Source organism: Thermopirellula anaerolimosa (assembly GCF_054657335.1).
In genome coordinates this window covers 129,286-153,573 of sequence record NZ_BAAHYX010000004.1, presented here as the reverse complement: position 1 = coordinate 153,573, position 24,288 = coordinate 129,286, and the positions used below count along the sequence as shown (strand labels likewise).

The window sequence follows — 24,288 nt, the reverse complement described above, 5'->3', positions numbered from 1 at the left end:
CCCCACTGTACCTTGTGAGCGTCTCGGAAATCGTCAGTTCTCGGTAGCGAAGACTCTGTTCCCGATTGCATGTCTGAAGCCGACCGTCCAATTCGGAGGCGCAAGAACTCCGTCAAGGAGTCACCGGTCATCTCGAGTCCGGCAGGCTCTCTCTCGGAGCAGTATTGGAGAGAGTCTCAGCTTCCTCTCGCCGGCTTGATGTTCATCTCGCCGCTGTTGCTCTTTTATGAGCTTGGCGTTCTGATCCTTGGGCCGGAAGCCATTCGAAACGGCGCCGAAGTCTGGATGCGCCAGTTGCTTCTGGCACTCGGCATTGGGCAATACTTCGTCTTGCCGTTTCTTACCGCAGTGATCTTGTTGGCGGCGCATCACTTCAGTCGCGGGCCGTGGTGCGTCCGTTCCGCGACGCTTTGGGGTATGGCCGTGGAATCCGTGTTGCTGGCCGTCGTGCTGCGGTTGCTGCTGGGACTTCAAGCGGCGGTTTTCTCCCACCTAACGGGACCGGCCGGCCTGACGGCGCCCATGAGTTTCGTCTGGGCACAATCGACGGGGCCCTCCCCTGCAACCGAGTTTGCTGCGAAGGCCGTCGCTTACGTGGGAGCGGGCGTCTACGAAGAATTGGTCTTTCGCTTGATTCTTCTTACGACGATTGCTCTGGTTTTCAAATCGCTGACGGTTCCGTCGCGGTCGGCGAACGTGCTGGGAGTCTGTTTGAGCAGTCTGGTTTTCGCGGCGGCCCACTACGTCGGGCCGATGGGAGAGCCCTTCGCCGTATTCAGCATGATATTCCGGCTGATGGCCGGTGTCTTCTTCGGAATGCTATTCCTGTATCGCGGATTCGGTATCGCCGCCGGGAGTCACGCCGTTTACGACCTTTTGGTGGGGTTGCTGTGATCGTGCCTCGGCTGTCGGATTAGGGAGCAACCACTCCTTATTCTCGCCACACCCTCCGCAGGATGCTCGCAGCGAACAGAAATCCCGCGCGAATGCGGCGGCCCAACGTCGGGCCGTGCGAAATCTCCAAAAGCGAGCGGATAATCCGCAAGTCTTGCGGGCCGGCCGGTTCCAGGTGCCGTCTCGGCCCTCTTGTCCGTGTAGAGACGGCTTTGACCACGGTCATTTCCAGAAGACCTTCCGCTCCACGCGTTACGCCGAATCCGCTCTGGCGCCGCGGGGCGAAGGGGACCCGGGGATCGGCCGTCGGAACGATCAAATCATTGACGACGACACAGCCGACATTGAGACGCCGGGCCAAGCTCTCCGCTCCCTCCCGCTTCCCAAAGACGGCGGCGCCCAACGCATAGGGGCACACGTCCGCCGCCGCAATCGCTTGATCGTCGCTATCGACGGGAACCAGGCAAAGGACTGGCGCGAAGATGTCGGAATTCAGAATCTCCATCTCCGGCCGCGCGTCCGCCAACACCAGGGGCGTCATACCCGGGCCGCTCTGGGCGTCCAAATCTCCGTGCAGCAACCGCGCACCGCCTGCCAACGCGGCGCGAGCCAGACCGACGACTCTCGATCGAATCCGCGAATCCACCACGATGGGAGGCAATTGAGAAGCCGCCTCGGTCAGTCCCCGGCACAGAGCGGAATAACAACTTCGGGCTGCAAAAACCCGGCGCGGGGCTATGCATGTGGCGCTCCCGTTGAATCGCAAGCCGAAAACTAAAGACTGAACTACCAGGTCGATATCGGCGTCCTCCCGAACGAAGACGGCGTCGCATCCGGATAGTTCCATGACCGCGGGCGTCAGAGTGTCGGCGGCCTGATACAAGACGAGACGACCGGTTTCCGCCGAACCCGTCAACACGACCAGGTCCACGTCGGACCGCATCGCGGCACGGGCGGCCTCGGGTGCCTCCGGCAGGATATGCAACAGATCGGAAGGCAAGCCTGCCTCTGCAAGCAATTCGGCGTAGCGGATAGCGACTTGCGACCCGCCGGGCGCCGGTTTCCAAAGCACGGCATTGCCCGCCGTCAACGCTTGAAGCGTCTGCACCCCCGGCAGGAACAAGGGGTAGTTCCTTGGAGCGATGATGAGGACGACTCCGCGAGGTTCCCGGCGTATCTCGACGCGGACGGCCCCCAGCCACCACGGGCGGTCGTGATCTTTTTCGCGGCGCGGGCGGAGAATGCGGGCAGCATTGCTTTCCAGAAAACGACACGCGTCGGCGAGCGGAAGGATTTCGGCTACGATGGTATCTTTTGGCGAACGATTGGGCAGGTTCATGCATCGGCACAGAGAATCGGCCTGAACGGCCAGCATTCCCCGGAATCGCCGCAAGACAGCGAGACGCTCGCGGACCGTGAGTGCATGCCAGGCGCGTTGAGCCGACCTCGCTCGTCGCAGAGCCTCGGTGATCGCGCCGCTTTCGTCCGGTTCCATTTGAAGCGAATCGCTTGGCGAGAAGGTCTCGTAAGCGGAATTGATGGAGTTCATGCGGAGCGATTTACCCTTCGATATTTTTTGTAATGCGAGAACCGTTTTGGGGGACGCGACAGCTTGGAAGTGAATTATACGGAACAATTGGAATGCCGCCACGGCAAGGCGGTCGTTTTCCCTTTGCGCAGCATCAAAACGGACGCCGTCCGATCTCGGAATCGACTGAACCGAAAACGGCCCGGCGATCGTGAAAACCGGTTCGCGAGAAATCGGGCCGAGCATTACGTGGGGCTGCAACCATCGCCTATTTCCAATGGAGAATCGCTAGTTCTATTCCGCGTGCGGCGTTGGTCTGATGTGGGGTGTGCTGTTAGCCATGAATCGAAACGCCCCCAAATCTCACGAATAGAAGGAATTCCCCCTGCCGGGGCGGGCTTAATCCTCCCGATTGAACCATCCCGTTGACCGCGGAATCCGGGGACTTGGCCGCTGGGCCTCCCAAAGTCGAGACACCCGCCACGGATGCTCCGCTGCCCTCGACTCGAGATAACGCTGCCGTGAACGCTTGGTTCGGCGACAGCTCATCCCTAGAATCTCGCTTACTGCATCAGCGTGATATCTCTCGCCTTGACTCGGCCGGAGACCTCTAGCCGCGCTCGCTCTTTCGCACTCATCCGTAATGTCTCCATACGGCCCTCCTTTCGGAGGACTCATAGGGACATTTCTATTCAGCACGCAAAGGGGCATATCTGTTGACGCTTTGCACCACAGCAACGAACGCCTGCTTGATCCCGCTCGTCGCGAAACGCTATGATGACGTGCGTGATAATGGCCCGGATGAGGGACCGCGGGCGCAGCCATCCCTCTTTTCGACGGTCTTCCATCCTCGTCGAAACGACTCAGGCCTGAAATCGGGGAAGAAACGATGAACGGTTGCGAGCGAGTGCTGGCGATGATTGCGACGGGCGAAAGCGATCGCCTCCCGCTCATGCCCATCACCATGATGTTCGCCGCGGACATCCTCGGCGTCCCGTACGGCGACTACGCTACGGATTATCGGGTATTGGTCGATGCCCAACTCAAGACGGCCGAGACCTTCGGTTTCGACTACGTCTCTTGCATCTCCGATCCCGCGCGTGAAGCCGCCGACTGCGGTGCCATTATCCAATATTTCGAAGACCAACCGCCCGCGATCGTCGAAGATAAAGCCCTTCTCTCAGACAAAACGACTCTAAGCCGACTGCGGATCCCCGACCCCTTCGGCGGAGGCCGAATGGAGGACCGCGTGAAGGCCGCCGAACTCTTCCGCAAACGCGTCGGGGGAGAGTTGCTCATCGAAGGCTGGATCGAAGGACCGTGCGCAGAGGCGGCCGATCTGCGGGGCATCAATTCCCTCATGACGGATTTCTACGACGACCCCCAATTCGTCCGCGATCTGTTCGAGTTCGTGCTGGAGATGGAACTGTCGTTCGCCAAAGCCCAGATCGAGGCGGGCGTGGACATTCTGGGCATCGGTGATGCAGCAGCCTCGCTCGTCGGTCCTCGAATCTACGAAGAGTTCGTTCTACCGTACGAAAAACGCATGGTGGATGCTATTCACGAGATGGGCGGGAGGGTGCGCTTGCACATCTGCGGCAATACCAACCGCATTTTGTCGGGTATGGGAAGCCTGGGGTGCGAAATCGTGGACCTCGATTTCATGGTTCCTCTCGCGGCGGGCCGAGAAAAAATGGGTCCCACGCAAGTTTTGCTGGGAAACATCGATCCCGTCAAGTGTCTTCGCAACGGCAGTCCCGCCGATGTGACGGAGGCGATCCGACGCTGTCACGGGGAGGCCGGCAATCGATACATTGTGGGAGCGGGTTGTGAAATACCGCGCGGCACGCCGCACGCCAACGTCACGGCACTCGCCGATTATGCGCGTTCGCACCAGCCTGATCCCAACGCGGCGGTGTGAGTGGAAGCCTCCGAAACGTAATCGATACCGATTCATAATAGCCTTGCGGGAAGATCGCCGCGGCTAAGCATCTTTGCGACTGAGCGGGAGTTCGTCCGCCGGTTTCGCGGATCAAGGATTGACGGAGCCGAAGAGACCCCGGCTTTGCTGGAGATTCAATGCCCATGTTGCGTAACTGGACTTTTCGACTTCCCACCGTTGTACGCTTCGGTCGAGGCAGCGTGAGAAAGCTGGGCGAATTGGCCCAAGACTTCGGCTGGAAGGCCCTGCTGGTAGGTTACAAAGACGCATCGGGAATGGAAACCGTCTACCGAAAGGTGCAGCAGGCTCTGAGATCGGCCCGGGTCCACGCCGACACGTTTCTGGAAGTCGGCCCGGAACCCGATCAATCTTTGGTGACCGAAGGGGCTGAAGCCTACAAGAAATCACGCTCCGAATTGATTGTGGCCGTAGGAGGAGGCAGCGTAATCGACGTTGCCAAAGGCATCGGAGCTCTGGTCAAACTGTCCGGCGATCCCTGGGATTTTACCAACGCCAACGAGTCTCATCGGAGGATAACCGAGTCGGCCCCGGTCATCGCGGTGCCCACGACGGCGGGAACGGGCAGTGAGGTGACGTCCATCGCGGTCTTTCATTATGCGCCGGAGGTCACCGGTTGGGATTTTCCCGCCAAGGCCGCTATGGTGGGCGAAGGATTGCACCCCAAGGTGGCCGTCATCGATCCCGATCTGCTCGCCGATAGTCCGCCTGAAATTCTGGCAGCCTGCGCCGCCGACGCCCTGATTCAGGCCATCGAGGCATGTCTCAGCCGCATGTGCAACCCCATCTCCGCCGTCTTGGGAGGACACGCGACGAGGCTGATTCTCGACCATTTGCCGAGAGCGATGGCGGATGCCGCCGATATGGAGGCCAAATCGTCGCTGGCTTTGGCGGCAACCATGTCCGGCGCCGCCTATGACGTCACCGGGTTGACCGTCGGTCATGCCTTGGCCCATGCCCTCGGGGCCATCTTCGATATTCCGCACGGGCGGGCGGTCGCGATCGCGGGTCCGGTCGCCGTTCGTTTCATGGCCGGCGCCGCCGCAGATTCTCTGCGAGAATTGGCATACTTTTGCCGCGGCGGTCAACCCATCGACGACGGCGCCATCCAGAAACTGTTGGACCGCCTTTCCGCGGTGTTCCGTGAGGCAGACCTGCCGGAAAAATTCAGTCCGCCCGCCGAATCTCCGCCCGATTATCTTGACCGTTTGGTGCAGCACGCGCTGCGAGCCACGCCCGAAGCGTGCAAACTTACCCCCGTACCCGTCGATGAGGAAGTCCTCCGCAATCTCTTTATGCAAATCCTTGCGTAAACGCGGTCGTAAGCGGAATTTCCGAACGGCTCATGACAGACAATTAAAAGAACCTTTCACCTAATCCGTTCGAATCAGGGAGAGCCTAGGATGCCGCGCACAATGCGTTCCGCACATCGCACCGGAAACGGCGGCGAATACCCCAGCTTCGCCCACACGTGGAACCGTGCGTTAAGACAGTGGTACTCCGGGCTTCGATTCGCCTGTATCGCGTGCCTCGCATGGTACTTCTGCCCAGCCCCCTCGACGCCTGCGTTACTTGCGCAAGAAAATCCGAAACCAAACCGCCCAAACATCCTCCTCTGCCTCGCGGATGATGCTTCTTTTCCGGACATGGGGGCCTACGGATGTCCCTGGGTTCGAACGCCGGGCTTTGACCGCGTCGCCCGGGACGGTCTGCTCTTTGTGAACGCTTACACGCCCAATCCCAAATGCGCCCCTAGTCGCGCCACGATCCTGACGGGACGCAACTCGTGGCAACTCGAAGAGGCCTGTAACCACGCCCCTTATTTCCCCACCAAATTCAAGGTATACACCGAAGTTCTCGCCGAGCATGGGTATTTCGTCGGCAAGACGGGAAAGGGCTGGGCGCCGGGTGTCGCGCTGGATGAAGCCGGGGCACCCCGCCCCTTGGCGGGCAGGGGATTCGACGCTCGCAAAACGACGCCGCCTACATCCGGGATTTCCAACAACGATTACGCCGCCAACTTCGCAGACTTTCTGGCAAACGTGCCGGAAGGGCAGCCTTGGTGTTTTTGGTACGGATCGGTAGAACCGCATCGCGGATACGAATTCGGCTCCGGAATTGCCAAAGGGGGTAAATCCATCGATCAAGTCGCGCAAGTTCCCGCCTACTGGCCGGACAATGAGACGGTTCGGACCGATGTGTTGGACTATGCGTTCGAAATCGAGTATTTCGACCGGCATGTTGTGAGGATGTTGACCTTGCTCGAGGAGAAGGGACTTCTGGAAAACACCCTCGTGATCGTAACGGCGGACAACGGGGCGCCGTTTCCCCGTGAAAAGGGGCAATGCTACGAGGCGTCGGCCCACCTCCCATTGGCCGTCATGTGGAAGCGGGGAATCGTGGCGCCCGGTCGAACCATCGAAGATTACGTCAGCTTCGCCGATTTCGCACCGACGTTTCTAGAACTGGCCGGAATACCCTGGGACGAGTCCGGCATGCACCCCGCCGCAGGAAAAAGCCTCGTGCCGATTTTTCAATCGCCTCAGGGAGGAATGGTGGATCGCACGCGAGATCACATCCTGCTGGGCAAGGAAAGACACGACGTCGGTCGCCCGCACGACTGGGGATATCCCATTCGCGGCATCATCGCCGACGGTTGGCTGTACCTGCGGAACTTCGAGCCGAGTCGCTGGCCGGCGGGAAATCCCGAAACCGGGTATCTCAATTGCGACGGTGGCGCGACGAAAACGGAGATTCTCCACTTGCGGCGGAGCGGAGAGGATTCGCATTTCTGGCAACTCTGCTTCGGACTACGACCCGAGGAAGAGCTTTACGATTTGCGGTCGGATCGTGACTGCATCCACAACCTCGCGGACTCTCCGGAGCACCGGGAAATCAAACGTCGATTAGCCGCAAGAATGACGGAGGAACTTCAGGCGCAAGGCGATCCGCGGATCAGCGGTCAGGGCGACATCTTCGACCGGTATCCCTACGCGAACGAAGCCCATCGCGGTTTCTACGAGCGATTCATGAAGGGCGAGGCATTACAGGCAGGCTGGGTCGATCCGGACGATTTCGAACCGCCTTCGGTGACTCCGCCGCAACCGTGACATCCCGCCGAAAATGCGAATCCACGACCGCCGCACGCGTCTCGCTTGCTCCATCGTTGTTGCGCGGTATGGCCGACATGGCGGGAGAGAAGAGACTTCCAGGCGATCCCTTCCAATCCCGATTTGCGAAAGATCTACGGCGAGATTGTGAACCCTCTCGGTCGCCGCCGACTCGTTCAGTCATCCGCCCGCAGCACGAAAAGCTCGACTTCGGCATCGCCGAGTTTCAGCGGCACGCCCTCCGCGTCCGGAATCGGTCCCGCCGCGACTTGCACGGCGAGGGTTTCTCCCTTGATGTAGTCTTCAAAATTGCGCACCGCGGTTGACAACTCTTCGGAATCGGTTTGAATGCCGATCCGGATTCGATCGGTGAAATCCAAATCTAATTCTTTTCGCCGATTCTGAATGACGTGCACCAGATCCCGAATCAAGCCTTCCGCGATCAAATCGGGCGTCAACTCCGTCGCCAGGACCACGACGCCTCTCGGCCCATGAGCGGCAGTCCAACCCGGTCGGGCTGCCAAGCGGACTTGCACATCCTCCGGTGTCAACACCACGCTTCCATCGGGAAGATCCACCGTTAATCGGCCGGTTTCCTCCAAGGCTCGTTGCACGGCCGCGCCGTCCGCCGCGGCCAGCCAAGCCTTCAAGGCCGGCAACCGTCGCCCCAAACGAGGTCCAAGCCGTTTGAAATCCGGAAGCACCGTAAAAACGACATATTCGTCGGCCTTGGCGGGCCAGTCCACCGACTTCACGTTCAACTCTTCGCAAATCAAGTCCGCGTGTTCCTTGAGCCATGCCTCGTGAGCACGATTGACCGGAATGATCTCCACTCGCGACAGCGGTTGGCGGACCTTCAGTTTGGCCGCCGCCCGTGCCGAGCGACCGAGCGACACGAATTCGCGCACGGCGCTCATCCGTTCGCAAAGAACGGGGTCCAAGTAGTCCGGTTCGGGTTCCGGATAGTCGCACAAGTGAACGCTCATCTTCGCACGCTCGCCGAACGGCGTCACAACCAGATTGCGCCAGATTTCTTCCGAAATGAACGGCACGAAGGGAGCGGTTAACTTGACCGTGGTGACCAAACATTCGTAGAGCGTCCAATACGCGTCCGTCTTCGCGACGTCCCAGGTACCCGACCAGAACCGGGCGCGACTGCGACGCACGTACCAATTGGCCAAGGCATCGACGAAGGATTGGATGGCCTGAGCGGCCGAAAGGTTGTCATAGGCGTCCATCGCCCGCTGCACGTGCGCCGCCGTGTGATGCAGTTCGCTGAGAATCCAGCGATCCAACTCGCCGCGTTCGCGCGGCGGGCGGTACCCTTCGCCCCGGCCCAAGACGTTCGGCTTCAAATCGCCCACCGCACCGTCCAAGCCCTTGGTCGGGTCCCAACCGTCGATATTCGCGTAGATCACGAAGAAGCTGTACACATTCCACAATCTCAACAGGAATTCGGGAACGCTTTCTCGAATCGCCTGCTCGTTGTAGCGAATCGACGTCCAAGGGGCTTGATTGGCGAAGAAGTACCATCGCAAGGCGTCCGCCCCGTAACGATCGAATATCTCTTGCGGCTCCCTATAATTCCGCTTGCTCTTGGACATTTTCTGCCCGTCTTCACCGAGCATCAGTCCCAAGACCACGCAGTTACGAAACGGGTGAGGATACTCGATCTTCGGGGTGACCTCTGCCGCGAACCCGTCCGCGCCGCCCGCCTGCTCCCCTTCACGAGGTCCGAACAGCAACGTGCTGATGGCGAGCAAACTGTAGAACCAGCCTCGCGTCTGATCGATGGCCTCGCTGATGAAATCGGCGGGAAAGTTCTCGGCCAGACGCGCCGCGGAATCTCGGCGATGCGGAAAGCCCCATTGGGCAAAAGGCATGGCGCCGGAGTCGAACCAACAGTCGATGACCTCCGGCACGCGCCGCATCCTCGCACCGGGAGCAAACGGCGATGCATACGTCACGGCGTCGATGTACGGTTTGTGCACTTTCAGGTGCTCCGACAAGTCCGGGGCGGCCTGCTTGGCTTGCTCCCAGACTTCCGTGCCTTGAACGCCGGGCTTGGCCAGCAGTTCCGCGTACGAGCCAACGGCCTCCATCTTGCCGGTCCGTTCGCACACCCAAATCGGCAGCGGCGTGCCCCAAAACCTCTCTCGCGAAAGGGCCCAATCCACGTTGCTTTCCAAAAAGTTGCCGAATCTTCCGTCGCGGATATTCTCGGGCAACCAGCCGATGCGGCGATTATTGGCCAGCATTGCATCACGAAATGCCGTCGTGCGAATGAACCAACTCTTCCGCGGATACTGGATGAGGGGGTCCTCTTCCGCACGCCAGCAAAACGGATAGTCGTGTACGTATTGTTCGAAATGCAGCAAGACTCCGTTGCCTCGCATGCGGCGGATAATGTCGCGATCGCAATCCTTGACCCAGCGGCCCTCGTAATCCGGGGCATCGGCGGTGAACGTTCCGTCGGGCGCCACGGCACAAATCAATTCCGGCCCCTCGCCCGGCAAAAACCTCGCTTGCTCGCGCAGGAGCACTTCGTAGTCCACTTCACCGAAGGCCGGCGCCTGGTGAACGATGCCGGTCCCCGTGTCGATGGTGACGAAGTCGGCTGCAACCACGCGCCACGCCAGGTACTCTCGACCGCCGTCCTTCAGTCGCCCTTGCTTTTCCCCCTGCTCTTTCCAGTAGTAGTCGAAGGGAGGGCGGTAGCGCTTTCCGACCAAGGCTTCGCCCGCGAATTCGCCCACCACTTGGTACGATTTGCCCAACTTCTGCGCGAGGACGTCAATGAGCGCGGCCGCCGCAATGCAATCTCGTTTGTCGCCCTCGAAACGGACGCGGCGATACGTCAAATCGGGACGCACTGCGGCGAATTGGTTGCTGGGCAGCGTCCAGGGCGTCGTGGTCCACACGACCAGATCAACGCCCGGTTCATCCAGCAGGGGGAAGCGCACGTAGACGCTGGGGTCCGCAACCTCTCGATATCCTTGGCCCACCTCACCCGAAGAGAGCGCAGTACCCCCTTGGGCCCACCACCAGACGATCTTGTAGCCTTGGTACAACAGACCGCGTTGGAACAACTCCTTTAGCGCCCACCATACGCTCTCGACATAGCTTTGATGATACGTGACGTAGGCGTCGTCGAGTCGAATCCAAAAACCGATTCGCTCCGTAAGTTGCTCCCATTCCTTCGTATAGCGGAAGACGCTTTCCAGGCAGCGGCGGATGAAAGGCTCCACGCCGAACTGCTCGATTTCCTGCTTGGAGTGGATGCCCAGTTCCTTGCACACCTCCACCTCGACCGGAAGGCCGTGCGTGTCCCAGCCCGCGCGCCGCTCACAGAAGTATCCCCGCATGGTCTTATACCGGGGAAACAAATCCTTGATGGCACGGGTCAAACAATGCCCCGGGTGCGGCAGGCCGTTGGCGGTGGGCGGCCCTTCGTAAAAGACGAAGCGGGGGCCGTCTCGTCGCAGATCGAGGCAACGCCGATAGATGTCCTCCGCCTTCCAAAACGCGCAGATCCGTTCTTCGAGTTTTGGAAACGTCAAGTTCCGATCCACCGGATTGAACATAGATCTTGCCATTTTCGCCCAGAAAGGAGGAATCTACCTGACGCTGATGATACCTCTTCACCTCGTTCACCGAGACGAATCCGCCGCTCGCAAGCCGCGGCAGACGCCCCCGTCCTGAATTCCGCAGAGTGCTTTCGAGACGCCGATCGCGACCGGAAGCAACTCTCACCGAAGCCCTCCCCGGTTAGCGATCGGCTTCGCTCAACTCGCGGAGGAGATTCGCCTCTTGGCTCAACACACCCAAGACGATCTTACGCAGTTTCGGCTCCGCCGAAGCGGCCACGGCGATGATTTCTTCGACGACGGCGGGCTCCAATGCATCCGGCAGGCACATATCCGTCACAACGGATAGCCCCAACACCCTCATTCCCGAATGCACGGCGACGATGACCTCCGGCACCGTGGACATGCCGACCACGTCCGCTCCGATGCCGCGGAGAAATCGGTACTCTGCCCGGGTCTCCAAATTCGGCCCGGTGACCGCCACATACACGCCGCGATGAGCGGTAAAATCCTCTCGCCGGGCGATGGCCAGGGCACATCCGATGAGATCCGGATCGTAGGGCCGCGACATATCCGGGAAGCGAGGTCCCAGAGTGTCGTCGTTGGGGCCGATCAAGGGGTTGCCGTTCATCAGATTGATGTGATCGTCGATGACCACGATGTCGCCGCGCTGATAATGGGGATTCATTCCCCCGCATGCGTTGGAGACGATCAGCAACCTCGCTCCCAACGCCCGCATGACACGCACGGGAAAGGTGATCTGCTGATATCCGTAGCCCTCGTAGGCGTGAAAACGCCCCTCCATGGCTACCACCGGCACGCCAGCCAAGGTACCGCACACCAACTGTCCGGCATGGCTGACCGTCGTAGAACGGGGAAAATGCGGAATGGATTCGTAGGGAATCGCTACGGTCGATTCGATTTCGCTCGCCACGCTTCCCAAGCCGGTTCCCAGGATAATGCCTGCGTGCGCCGTTTCCTTCCAATGCGTTCGAATGACCTCGACCGCGGCTTGAATCTCCTGAACAATCCGACTCATTTCCGTTCCCCCATGCATGACTCCGACGTCCTTGATTTTTCGCTCGCGAACCGATCCGCTCCCGCCCGGGATTTCCTCGAACCAAACCATTGGCCCCGGCAACCGACTCATCGGCAGGCAGGGGCCTTCGTGATCACGCCCGAATCGAATCGCCTCCGCTACGACCGCGACTTAGAAGTCGTCATCGAATTCCTCTTCATCGCCGTCACCGCCCTCGATCTCCTCATCATCAGGCAGTTCCGGTTCTTCCTCGGGCAGGGGCAACGGCATCTCCGCAGGCTCGTCGTCGGAAACGGCATCTCCTTCGCCGAATTCCCGCTCGATTTCCTGTTCGTATTCCGGTTCGAATTCGAAATCGTCATCGAAGTCGTCGTCGAAGTCGTCGTCATCGAATTCGTCGAATCCTTCGCCATCCTCGCTTTCGGGCGGCGTGGGAAAGGCCGTCGGCAGTTCGAATGGAAATTCATCATCGCCCTCTTCCTCGGGCGAATCCCCCTCCGTCGGCGGTCCATCGACGGGGGCGTTCCAACGGACGGGCTTTTCCTCGAAGGTCATGGCCGATCCTCTTTTGTGATCTCTATTATGGGAAAAGGGACCGGGAAACCGGAGCGCGACTTCCCCCGAAAGCAGTTTCACCCAAATTGCCGAATGTACCGCATTCCGCGACCGATTGGTAGTCCCGACGCACGACGGACCTCGCGCTTACGAGCGGAAAATCGGTGACAAATGGTGCCGCATAAAGAAAAGCCCCCTTGCTGGACAAGGGGGCGACTGCGTGGGCACGTTGCTAAGTTCTCGCCGCAACGTTTCCCAACGGCATCCGGTTCGCTCGATCCGATTCGATCGGACGGTGGATCACCACTGGAAGGTAATGTCGTCCACGTTGTCGAGATCTTGGTTGCCGCCGGGCTGATTGCTGCGAACGCGGATCTGACTGAACTGTTGGAAGACCGCCGTGACGGCATTGGGATCGGTCGGCGCGGACCCACCGTCGAGCGGCAAGATATCATGCCGGATCAGGCCGTTCCAAACCTCCGCCGTATCGGTGCCGCCCGAGCCTTTCACTTGGACATTGCGGAACCCATTCAGGCTCTGCACGAAATCCAAGTTCTGAAGCACGAAGTCCACTCCGTCGGCGAATACGGCATCGTCCGATGCCGATCCGGTAATCCTGCCGGTGTCCGCACCGCCGCCGGAAGCGACATACACCTCGGCGAAGTTCTTGGTACGCAGGAAGAATCCCGACCCCGACAGTTTTCCGTACACCCTGTCGCCGACGTAAGAATCGTTTCCGGACGATCCTGTCAGTCGGGCGACGTCCCGTCCGCCGGTCGAGTACGCATACACGTAGTCGAAGGCCGACACTTGCAAGTTGAATGCCGAGCCGGTCAAAGAGGCGCGGGTGGGCGTGCCGGCGAACACGTCATCGCCGGTCGAATCGTACAGATACGCAGTGTCTTGGCCGCCGCGCGTGGCCAGGGCCTGAATCGTCTCCAATCCCCGACCTTCGAAGACTTGCTTCCGCGTCTGCAAGGCAAAGCGGTTCGGGCCGCCTGTAAAGACGTCGTCGCCCGGCGTATCCAAAACTTTGGCGGTGTCGTTGCCGTCCAGCGTATCGACGGTTACCGTCTCGAAGTACTTCACGCGGAGGAAGTACCCGTCGCCGAACAGCTTGGCAAAGCGATCGTCGATGACCAAGCGATCGTCGCCGTCGGAACCGGTCAGCACGGCGGTGTCGTTGCCGCCGGCCCGAGCATAGGCGTGAACGTACGCCACACCCAAGACCGAGATTTCATAACCAGGCCCTTGAAGCGTAGAACCGGTGGGCGATCCGGTGAACGTATCGTCCCCGTCCCCGTCGACCATCTTGATCCAGCTCTGGTTGCCGTCGGGAGCGACGATCTCCACCGCCGAGAAGCCCTTGGCGCGAGCGAACAGGCCGCCGGAAAGCATCGTGCTGTAATCGGGTCGGGCGACGAATTCGTCGGTTCCTGCGCTGCCGGCGAAGCGTGCAACGTCCGTGCCGCCGTTCTTTGCCACGGCGTGGGCGAATTCAAAGCCCTCTGCGGCGGAGCGGAATCCTTGCCCGCTCAAAACGACGCCGCCGGGAGCGATTTCGGCCACGTCGTTACCGGGAGAATCATAGAGCATGACCACGTCGGCACCACCCTGATCGGCGATGGCGCGGACGTCCTCAGCACCCTCGACCACGAAGCGGTAACCGGGACCTTGGAGCGTCGCCAAGCCCGGCCAAACCGTAAACACGTCGTCGCCGCTCCCATCGTGGATCACGACCGAATCGTTGCCGCTTCCCGCATTGGCCGACAGCACCTCGCCGCCCAAGACCGTGATAGAATAGCCGGTGCCGGAAAAGACGAAGGTCCCCGGTTGCAACTCTATGACATCGTCCCCCGACGTGCCAGTGAAGACCACTTGGTCGTTGCCGCCGCCGAGATTCACCGTCAGGGCCGTCAAGGAACCGTCCAGGACTTGCGTCTCGCCGTTGATCGTGATCGTCCAGTTGGCGGCGGTGTCGCCGGCGGAGATTTCGACCACATCGTCATTACCGGTGCCGTTCAGAGTCACCCCGGTTTCCGACGTCCGCGGCACGACCGGCGGATCGAAATTCCCCACCACCGGCAGAGCGAATTCGTCGCCGAATTGCTGATAGATATCGCTGCCGAAAGGAGTCGGCGTAAACTCGATCATGTTCCACCCCTTGATGGGATCGACCACGATTCGGTTCAGCAGGGAGTCGCCGCCGGAAACCAGGAAGTACCACTCTCCGGCCTCGCCCGGGGTCTGCCCGCTGCGATTGGGCACCCAAAGGCCGAGATCGTCGAATCCGTCTTGATCCATGTCGGCGGCCACGGGTCGCTCTTGCGTACCGATAAAGCCGAAGCGGAACTGAACATCGACCACGCCGTCCCAACCGCGACGAGCGCCGTTCGCCAAATCGACATAGAATGTGTCGTCCCTCCATGTCGCCAGGTCGTCGAATCCGTCGCTGTCGAAGTCGCCCACGACGGGATAGCCCCGTAGCTCACTGGTCAGGGTGTAGTCGACCTGGAAATCATGATTGGTATCGAAATACCAGTAGGAAGGTTGCCCGGCGGGCGGGAAGGCCGTCACCACGCCGACCTCATCGCCGTTGGCGTCACTGTCGTCGAAGCGACCGGCGAAAGGCAGACCGTTGACCGCGGCAGGCTCGATCAAATTGACGTTCGGAACGCCGTCGTTGTCGGTATCCACCAACCAGCGGAAGCTGCCGTTCACTCGTCCGTACGCCGCCAGTTTGTCAAAGCCATCCGTTGTGTCACCGGCGGCTTGAGCGAAGTTGCCGGCAAACACGTCGTCGCTGGTTAAACCGAGTGCGTAGATGATGTCCCGGTTGGTGTAGTCCAAGTTGTCCGGATCGAAGACCGAATTGCCGTTGGTGTCGATCCAAACGGATCCAGCCGCCCAAACCCCGACTTCCGGTCGACTATCGACGGTGAAACGAGCCGAAAAACTTCCGCCCGGCAATCCGTCCCCCGTCGGGAACAGCGGAGGATCTTGCGGTTCTACGGCATTCGACTCTCCATCCAAGCGATTTCCCGCCGGGTCCCGAAGATCATCCGAGACGGTCAGCGTGAATCGATCGTCGGGTAAGGGTTCGGCAAAGGTCAGAACGATTGTCCCGCGGGCAGGCTGTCCGGCCACGACGGCGTCGGATAGGAAAGTCACGCCGGCAATGGGAATCGCGCCATTGGCGTCGCCCACCAAGCTGAAGTGCCCCGGATCGATTGCCAGCTCGGGTTGTCCGCCGTCGCGGGCCAGGGCCTCGTACAACCAGCCCGCCGCCCGTTGCGGAAGATCCGCCACGCGAATCGACAATTGGTTGACCAACGGGGTGGGACCGTCGGTAGGCTTGGGGTTGAACAGGTTGAAGCCGGGTGCCGAGGTGATGAACACGCTTTCCACCCGCGGCCCTTGCGTGTCGATCCAGATGTTGAGTTGCTGGGTGACGGAATTATTACCGGCGGGATCGGTGGCCTGTGCCAGCAAGCGACGAACACCGTCACGCGCGAAGTAAGCCGGATCGTTCAGGTCCACCGCCGAGGTGATTTCCCAATAACCATTGGGTTCGGCTTGATTGCCGTCCAGCGGCGTCGCCGTGGTCTGGCCTAGGAACACATCCCCGGCATCGACCGCGCCGTTCGCGTTTGTGTCGGCGTAGAGCCGGACGACGGCGTCGGCCTCCGCCCGACCCCAAAGCGTCGGCGTCGTATCGTTCGTAATCCGATCTGCACTAGTTACAGGCAAAGCCGCCACGCCGCTATCGCTGTCGGGGTGGAGACCGTCATTCGCGATCGCCAGTTCGCCGAAAGACGCGGACGGAATTACGGTGTCCACAACCACCGTGAGCAAGAAGTCGTGACTGATGTTTCCCGCCCGATCCTCGACTTCCAACTTGAGGTTGTGAACGCCGTCGACCAACGGTCCCAACGGTCCGGTGTTGATCGAGTTGGCGTTCAACAAAGCGCCGCTGTCGTAGATCAGAACGTCGCCGCTGCCTTCGGTGCGGTCGTATATGCGGTACCGAAGATTGCCCCCGAAGAGATGAATCAATGCGTTCGGATCGCTCGTGGCCGCCGTGAAGATCGGGGTGTTATCCTGCGTAACGTTGTCGACGTTGCTTCGCCCCGTGTCATCCGACGTAACGAGATCCAGATAAGGAGTATTGGGTTCGTACGTATCGATCTCGATGGTCAAGGCCTGGGACCAAGCGCTCAGATTGCCGGCCTGATCCTCCAGTTCCGCATAAATTTGATACACCCCATCGTCGAGCGGTTCGATGGTGACTCCCCAAATCCCAAACCCGTCGGTGGGAATCCCATCGCTTTCGTCCGAACCGACTGTGGCCTGACCGACCAGCCGAATTTGCCCCAACGAATCCTCCGCCCAGATGCGAACCAGCGTATTGGCTTCACCGAATCCTTGGAAGGCCGGTGAATTGATCCGGGTAACGTTATCGTTATCGAAGGCGCCGCTGTCCGAACTCGGCAGCAGGTCCGGAGTGCTCGGAGTGAATGGCGCCGTGTAGTCGACGGTTACCAGCAACTGCTCGGATTGCCGGAAATTGGCCGCGGCGTCAATGGCTTCGACGGTCAAGGGATGGGGACCCTCCGCCGGAATGTTGTAAAAAATTTCGTTGAGGTTGAAATCGATCGTAAGGATGCCGAACCCGTCCGCCAATCCGTCAGTCAGATCGAAGGCGTTGTCAAAGACGAACGTGTCGATGACGACCTCGCCATCCTTCACCAGAACCGTGGTGCCCAGTTCGGCCGAAATGCGGAAGTCAGCCACGCCCGGAACCTGGGTAGGATCACCGATCGTCACGTTGTCCTTATCCGCCCAACCCGTATCATCGAGATCCTGGAGGTCGATGGTCGGAATTTGCGGCGGCGTGGTGTCGACCGTAATTTCGATCGCCAATTGGAGGTTCTCAACGGCGTCGCTAATGTTCCCGGCCAAGTCTTCGATCTCGACCCAAACCGTGTAGACTCCGTCGGCCAACGGTTCGATCGTGATTTCCCAGACGCCTAAGCCGTCGGTCGCGTCGCCGTCACTTTCGTCCGCGTTGACGCGAGTCTCGCCGGCCAGTTCCGCCCCGAATCCACGGTCGACGTACAATCGCACCCAAGCATTGGCCTCGGCAGTGCCCACGAACGCCGGCGGCATCACGCCGGTAATACCGTCGCCGATCACGCCGCTGTCCGCATAGTCGGCCAAAGATGGAGCCGAAGCCGACGGCGCCGTAAAGTCCACCGTGACAAGAAGCTGCTCCGACTGCCGGGCATTGCCCGCGGCATCGATAGATTCGACGGTCAACGGGTGCGGTCCCTCGGCGGGGATGTTGTATACGACCTCATTGAGGTTGAAGTCGATCGTCCGCACGCCGAAACCGTCTGCCAGGCCGTCCGACAGATCGAAGGCCGCATCGAAGACGAAGACATCGACAATCGTATTGCCGTCCTTGATGTAAACCGTACTCCCCGGTTCGGCGGAGATTCGGACGTCCACGATGCCCGGCGATTGTGTCGGATCGCCGATCGTGACGTTGTCCAGGTCGAATCGGCCCGTGTCGTCGGCATCTTGCAAGTCGATCGTCGGAATCTGGGGAAGTGACGTGTCGATCGAAATCGCCACGTCGCCGCTCGGACCGCTGATGTTGCCCGCCAAGTCCTCGACTTCGACCCAAACCGTGTAGTCACCGTCCGCCAGAGGTTCCACAGTGATTTCCCAAACACCCAAACCGTCGGTGGGATCGCCGTCGCTTTCATCGGAATGGGCGAACGTCCAACCGGCGAGGACGGGACCGCCGCCGTCGTCCACGTACAATCGGACCAACGCGTTGGCCTCCGCATGGCCGTAGAACGCCGGAGCCGCCACATTGGTGATGCCGTCGCCCGGCGTTCCGGAATCGCTGTACGGCGCCAGGGCGATGGTAGCCGGGACAGGGGCCGTGTAATCCACGGTCAACAGCAACTGCTCGGATTGCCGGAAATTCCCGGCGGCATCCGTGACTTCGATGGTCAACGGATGAGCGCCTTCGGCAAGTGCGAGAGTCCGTATCTCGAATGGTGCGGCAAATACAAAGGTGTCGAGCACGACCTCGCCATCCTTGATCACGGCCGTGGTTCCAACTTCGCCCGTGACACCGAAGTCCACAAACCCGGGAGCTTGCGTCGGGTCGCCGATCGTGACGTTATCCAAGTCAGATCGGCCCGTGTCGTCCGCGTCTTGCAGATCGATCGTCGGAATCTGGGGCGGCGTGGCGTCGATCGTGAGTGCGACAGTCGGGCTAAAAGCGATGTCGGTCACGTTGCCCGCCCTATCCTCCGCGGTGACCGCGAAGGTGTACGCACCATCGGTCAGCGGCTGACTGACGATGGACCACGCTCCCAATCCGTTACCCGCCACGCCATCGCTCAAATCCGATCCGGCGACGGCCTGGCCGACCAATTGATTGTTCGCGTACAGACGGACGATCGCGTTGGCCTCCGCCAGTCCCCCGAACGTCGGGCTGGAAACGTTAGTAATGCCGTCCCCAAGCGTGGCGCTGTCACTCGCCGGGTTGAGGTTGAGCGTGATCGCCGCGGCATCGGGCAGGTTCGGATCGTACGTAACGACGGCGGGCGTTCCCAATTCTCGGGCGCCGGTCACTTGAACGACTTGCGGGTCAAGCACTCGCACCGCCGCGCTGATGAAGTTCATCCAACCGTGAGCCGTTGGATAACCGGGATACCCGCCCGGCAAACCGACCGAAAGCAATCCCGCCGGCAACGCGAACGCGAAGACGTTGTTCGACGGCCCGAACGGATCGGCAAATCCTGCGCTGACGCCGTTGATGAAGACTTCCACGGCCACGCCCGGAGTTCCTGCCGCCGCTTGAGCAGCGGTCAAAACGGAAATCCCTTTCGCCGCGAAGTCGGAGAGCCAGGCCTGAATCAAAAGGACTGGATCGTCCGCGTTGGTAATGGCGTCGGCGCCGTCACGCCCCGTATCGTACGCCGGATGCAGTCCGATCGCCGTCGGCGTGGGCGCGGCGAAGTTTTCGATTTCCAAGGTGTAGGTGTTGGGGTCGTTATCGGTACTGAAAACGCGAAGGTAGTAGCGCTCCTGAGAAACTACGGGAATGGCGACCTGAAGACCTAGCGCAGTCGCCGCACCGGTCGCGACCACGTTTCCCGCCCCGTCCAAGACTTCCAGCCCCAACTCGCCCAAGGTCAAATTGCCGGGAACGGCATCCCGGTCGAACAACACGTTAACCAGCAGGGCGCCGGTATCGCGTGCCGTGACTTGGAAGTAGTCGTCGTTGGTCGTTCCCACCTGCGTGGTGTGAATCGACAGATCACGAATCGTGAGATGCGGGATGGACCCCAAGACCGATGCGCCCGCCAAACTGTCATTCGGTTCCTGCAAGTCGGGCAGGGTATACAGCACGCCGTCGACCTCCAGGGCTTCCAAGTGATCGAAGGAAATCGGGTTCTGCCCTGACACCGTGAACGTCCCTTGATCGCCTTCGGGGCCGAGCGTCAGGCTGAACGAGGCCCCGCCCGTCACCACACTCAAGAGGTCGCCGTTGGATTGCAGGTTGCCCTCGGGTACTCCGCCGTCGATGACGACTTGCGGATTGCCGGGATTGACGGTAAAGCTATCCAGCCCGGCCCGACCGCGCAGAGTCACCAGCGAAAAGTTCGTAAAGTCCACCGTGAAGATACCGGTCACATCGACCGTGTCGGCATCCTGCACGACAAAGGCGTCCGCGTCGTCCGTGCCGGAGATAATCAAGGTATCCGTGTCGCCCGCCGAACCGTCGTTGCCGTTGATGATAAAGCCGGTATTGGCGACGTAATTGATCACCGTAATCAGCGATCCGCCGGCGGCATTGGTGACGCGCAACTGCCCATCGCCGGGACCGGTGGGAACCAACTCGATCCGCTCCGAGACGCCCGCCACGCCGTTGTAGATGATGGGGTCGGGCACCGCCCCGGTACCGTCCGCGGGATTGCCTTCGTTGAAGAAGATGTTAATGCCCCAACCTTGCGGCGAATTATCCGCGAAGGGAGTCACCACGAGCGTATCCACATCGTTCGGTCCGCTGCTCGGCGTGCCCGCCGCATCGTCGCCGTAGATATTCAGATCGGTGACGCCGAAGAATTCAATCGGGGCGTTTCCGTTGATCGAAAGCCGGAACGACTGGTAGCCCGTGCCCACGATCTCGAACAGGTCGTTCTGATCGACGCCAGGATCGTTGTTGTCGCCGTAGAGGTTTACCGTGCCCCCTACCCACACGGCGAGGTTCTCGATGGAACTGAAATCAACCGGGAAAGTCCCCAGGCCGCTGACGGACAGACTCACCGTGCCGTCCTTGTCAGCCCAAACATTCACGTCACCCCAACCCAAAATCTGCAAATGATCGCCGTCGGGCGCGAAGGCGGGAACCGGATCGCCGCCGTTCACCATCATGGCGAAAAGGTTGGAAGGCGTAGCGTCAACGTTATCCGCCAAACCACCCGCATCCGGCGCGGCCTCGAACCCCGAGTTCACGACCAAGCCGCGATCCGTCGGCACCGCTTGCACCAGCATCGAAGAGTTGAACGATATGGGCAGCAAGGCACCGGCCGAGTTGTTCGTGACGGTGATCGCGGAATCGGTGACGGAAACATGATCGAAGGCGTTGCCGGAACCCAATCCCGGTACGACGACGTGTACACCGTCGGTAAGATCGTCTTCGCTGGGGGCATAGATGTAAAGGCGATTCGAGGTCCCGCCCGCAGCATCTACATCAAGATTGGCCGCGCCGGAAATGTGCAGGTCCGGCCCAGCGCCGCCTCCTGCCACACCCGGAAATTGATCGAAAAAGTCACCGTCCGCAGCAGGCCCGTCCCACGGATCACCGCCGAGAAAGACCCTTGCCGAATCGCCGCTCAAAGGAGCGACCGTAATCAAATCGTCGGCAGGCGTGCCCGTCACGCTAATTACATCGTCATTGGCCGCGTCGCCGGAAAAGTCGACAACTTCGACGGATCGCACATCCACCGGGACGGCAAAACCCGTAACAAGCACGTCTCCGCTGCCCGAGTAACCAAAGTCGATATTCCGCGCGACGCCCGCGAAGTCATTCACGAATAAGGCGTCTCCGCCGACCGTGCCGGCGGGATCGTCTCCTTGAATGCGGAGTTGCGTCAGCGGCAGTGCGCTCCACGCCCCCAAGTCGTTGACCATGTTCAGCACGAAACGATCGGCCCCCGAATTGCCGAGGAAAACGTTCGCACCGCTCAAGTAATCTCCGGCGATGATAAGTGTGGAATCGTCGTTCCCGGGACCAAGATCGATCTGAGTCGCCTGCGCTGTGGTGGCATTGACGACCAGATGGTCGGAGGCCTGTGACGTGTGGATGAACAGGTTCTCCAGTTCCGAGACGCCGGGGGTGTACTCGTACTTGATGGGTGCCGCGGCGTCGAAATTGAGCAACGTCGTCGTCCGGGCCAGCACGGAACCGCCCGCGGCGTCGTCGATCTGAGCAATCAAGTAACCCGCCAAGCCGCCCGAATCATCGACATACAGATCATCGACGCCGGTATCACCGGTCGGTCCCGGAACGATGGTCAACTCACCCTTGATTTGTCCGATCGTGTTCGAACCGGCGGCGTACGGCGCCCAGGCCAGCGAAACCGCTGGAGAAGGATCCTGATCGTATGAGCCGACGCGAAAGACGTCCGAACCGGGACCGCCGGAAATCCGGTACTTGAACGGCGCGAAGGTGGACAGCACCGTGATCACGTCGTCGCCCGAGGTCGCCTCGAATCGTACATCCTCGATCGTGGCAAAGAACACCTCGATCGCACCGGTCGCCGCTCCAACGATCTTGTTGCCTTCGATCGTGATAACATCGCCCGTCGGGTCGTTGATGTCGGACAAGTCAATGATTGAATTGCCCGACTGCCCATGCATTTGCACATTACTCTGGATCGGGTCGAGGTATTTGGTAGCGCTGTTCGAGAAAAGCTCCCCACCGTTTTGCCCGTACATTCGGTTCGCGGTGGTTCCCGGTCCCGTCGCAAGAATCTGGAAGGTCTCGCCCGCGGCATCGTCCGATTCCAGAGTTCCGCCGGTCAATTCGTTACCGTAAAGGTCCAATAGGTCCAGGCCCGGCACTTGCACCGAGTAGTTCAAAACGAACGTATCCGCCCCGTCCAGCGCATTCACGGTAACGCGGGTCTTGTTGGCGAAGGAATAATCCTCGAACGTGGCCGCGCTGATGGTCGCCGTTTGGTCTCCGCCGGAAATGGGCCCGTCGATGATCGAGATGGTTTCCGCGGCATTGGTCGCGAAAACGTCGAGTTGCGCCGCCGGTACGGTGTCGATGACAGGCGAAAGATTGAAAAACTGAATCGACACCTCATCGCCGTTGGCGCCGGCGAGCGTGGGGAATCCGCCGCCTGCACCGGTGCTGTCGTCGGGATCGATCAAAATCCCGCCGTCATTGGGCCCCAAGCCCAATCGCGGTCCGGAACCGTAGGAGATTCGATTGATCGCCGTTCCCGGGTCGCCGGTCAGGACGAGGGTATCACCTGACGACACGTTTGCCCCAAGCGCTTCTCCGTCGAACTGGATGCCGGTAGGCAAACTGAAGATTCCGCCCGACAAATCGACGATCAGCGTGTCGACATCGGACGAACCTTGCACCACTACTCCCGTCAGCGTGGCAAGGTCGAGACTCTGCGACAGCGTGCCGTCGATCAAAACTTCGAGATTCCCTCCATTGCGTACCAAACGGAACTCGTCGGCCAACCCGTCATTCGACGCCTTGCCGGCAAGATCATCCGCGGAGATCGTCACGACACTAAGCAGATGGCGCTGTTCCAGCGGTTCCATCAACAACGACCTTGCTCGCCGCCGAGTGCGTCCTTCCTTGTGCGACTTTGCCGTATTCCATGAACCTTCGCCAAAGAATCGACGATGACCAAAGATGTTGCTTAGCCTCATGGGAGAATCTCCTTTTTGGGAATCGCACGCTCGACGGACGCTGCGCCGGTGACAGAGTCGACCCGCGACAATTGCGATCGTGACGCCCGAAAAATGGGAATAGCTTGCCCTCGTGCTGACGAAGACTTCCTGCTGCCGGACCGACGTTTATTGACGGAATCGCCTGCGGGCGTCGTGCAGATTGTGCGGGCTGTTCCGTTTGTACCCGCTGCGCAGGCTGTGCAGATTATATAAACACGGAAAATTGCGTTTGTCAATAATCAAGCGTGGCAATTCCACTAGATGTGCCAAAAACGGCATGAACGACCCCTTCCGAAGAGTGGTTTTTCCGTGCAATCGCCTCACACTTCGTAAGAATGACGCCATGGACACTTTGGCGTGAACGTATCGTTCACGCGAACGATCCCGCGAACGGCCCCGACGATTTCTTCCTCGCCCACCGAACCGTTGCAGCGGAACAGGAGGCGCTTCTTCCAACCCCGGCCAACAGTTCACGCAGCCAATTGTGGCAGGTCGCGGCACGTGGTACACTTAGGGTTTGCCCTGCAAAGAGGGCGATTCCTCGGTTTCCGCTCCATTTGCCGGTTTTGGCCTGTGTGCCTAAACGGCCTGTTTTGACGCTGAATTCCACG

9 protein-coding genes are annotated in these 24,288 nt (G+C 60.2%); 4 read left to right on the top strand and 5 right to left on the bottom strand.

The features are described 5' to 3' along the window. Positions 1-69 precede the first annotated feature (69 nt). Entirely contained in the window at positions 70-894 is an 825-nt protein-coding gene (locus ACYQ6J_RS01270) for a CPBP family intramembrane glutamic endopeptidase (protein ID WP_460182377.1), read from the top strand. Between the two features lie 37 nt (positions 895-931). Here ACYQ6J_RS01270 and ACYQ6J_RS01265 read toward each other — a convergent pair whose 3' ends face one another. Further along, positions 932-2,443: an aldehyde dehydrogenase family protein gene (locus ACYQ6J_RS01265; protein WP_460182376.1), complete on the bottom strand. Its 1,512-nt coding sequence runs from the start codon at positions 2,441-2,443 to the stop codon at positions 932-934. Positions 2,444-3,311: 868 nt separating this feature from the next. Between ACYQ6J_RS01265 and ACYQ6J_RS01260 the strand changes: the two genes are divergently transcribed. From ACYQ6J_RS01260 to ACYQ6J_RS01250, 3 genes are all read left to right on the top strand, one after another. Then, a complete protein-coding gene (locus tag ACYQ6J_RS01260) occupies positions 3,312-4,343 on the top strand; it encodes a uroporphyrinogen decarboxylase family protein (protein ID WP_460182375.1) in 1,032 nt (343 codons plus the stop codon). 164 nt (positions 4,344-4,507) lie between these two features. Continuing rightward, complete coding sequence (locus ACYQ6J_RS01255) at positions 4,508-5,695, top strand: iron-containing alcohol dehydrogenase family protein (RefSeq protein WP_460182374.1); 1,188 nt, start codon at positions 4,508-4,510, stop codon at positions 5,693-5,695. A 90-nt stretch (positions 5,696-5,785) separates the two neighbouring features. Next, a complete protein-coding gene (locus ACYQ6J_RS01250) occupies positions 5,786-7,492 on the top strand; it encodes a sulfatase family protein (protein ID WP_460182373.1) in 1,707 nt (568 codons plus the stop codon). 176 nt (positions 7,493-7,668) lie between these two features. On the opposite strand, the gene ACYQ6J_RS01245 is transcribed toward ACYQ6J_RS01250, so the two are convergent. From ACYQ6J_RS01245 to ACYQ6J_RS01230, 4 genes are all read right to left on the bottom strand, one after another. Beyond that, positions 7,669-11,076, bottom strand: a complete 3,408-nt coding sequence (locus tag ACYQ6J_RS01245) for an isoleucine--tRNA ligase (protein ID WP_460183296.1) — start codon at positions 11,074-11,076, stop codon at positions 7,669-7,671. Positions 11,077-11,260: 184 nt separating this feature from the next. After that, positions 11,261-12,118, bottom strand: a complete 858-nt coding sequence (locus ACYQ6J_RS01240) for a purine-nucleoside phosphorylase (RefSeq protein ID WP_460182372.1) — start codon at positions 12,116-12,118, stop codon at positions 11,261-11,263. 171 nt (positions 12,119-12,289) lie between these two features. Then, positions 12,290-12,673 (bottom strand): hypothetical protein, encoded by a 384-nt coding sequence (locus ACYQ6J_RS01235; protein ID WP_460182371.1) that lies wholly within the window; start codon positions 12,671-12,673, stop codon positions 12,290-12,292. A gap of 300 nt (positions 12,674-12,973) precedes the next feature. Continuing rightward, positions 12,974-23,656 carry an Ig-like domain-containing protein gene (locus ACYQ6J_RS01230; protein WP_460182370.1) on the bottom strand — a complete coding sequence of 3,561 codons (10,683 nt, stop codon included), beginning with the start codon at positions 23,654-23,656 and terminating at the stop codon, positions 12,974-12,976. Positions 23,657-24,288 lie beyond the last annotated feature (632 nt).

Excerpts from the sequence above, each read along its gene's own strand:
- ACYQ6J_RS01270 (WP_460182377.1), top strand. The coding sequence starts at position 70 with ATGTCTGAAGCCGACCGTCCAATTCGGAGGCGCAAGAACTCCGTCAAG.
- ACYQ6J_RS01265 (WP_460182376.1), bottom strand. The coding sequence starts at position 2,443 with ATGAACTCCATCAATTCCGCTTACGAGACCTTCTCGCCAAGCGATTCG.
- ACYQ6J_RS01260 (WP_460182375.1), top strand. The coding sequence starts at position 3,312 with ATGAACGGTTGCGAGCGAGTGCTGGCGATGATTGCGACGGGCGAAAGC.
- ACYQ6J_RS01255 (WP_460182374.1), top strand. The coding sequence starts at position 4,508 with ATGTTGCGTAACTGGACTTTTCGACTTCCCACCGTTGTACGCTTCGGT.
- ACYQ6J_RS01250 (WP_460182373.1), top strand. The coding sequence starts at position 5,786 with ATGCCGCGCACAATGCGTTCCGCACATCGCACCGGAAACGGCGGCGAA.
- ACYQ6J_RS01245 (WP_460183296.1), bottom strand. The coding sequence starts at position 11,076 with ATGTTCAATCCGGTGGATCGGAACTTGACGTTTCCAAAACTCGAAGAA.
- ACYQ6J_RS01240 (WP_460182372.1), bottom strand. The coding sequence starts at position 12,118 with ATGAGTCGGATTGTTCAGGAGATTCAAGCCGCGGTCGAGGTCATTCGA.
- ACYQ6J_RS01235 (WP_460182371.1), bottom strand. The coding sequence starts at position 12,673 with ATGACCTTCGAGGAAAAGCCCGTCCGTTGGAACGCCCCCGTCGATGGA.
- ACYQ6J_RS01230 (WP_460182370.1), bottom strand. The coding sequence starts at position 23,656 with ATGAGGCTAAGCAACATCTTTGGTCATCGTCGATTCTTTGGCGAAGGT.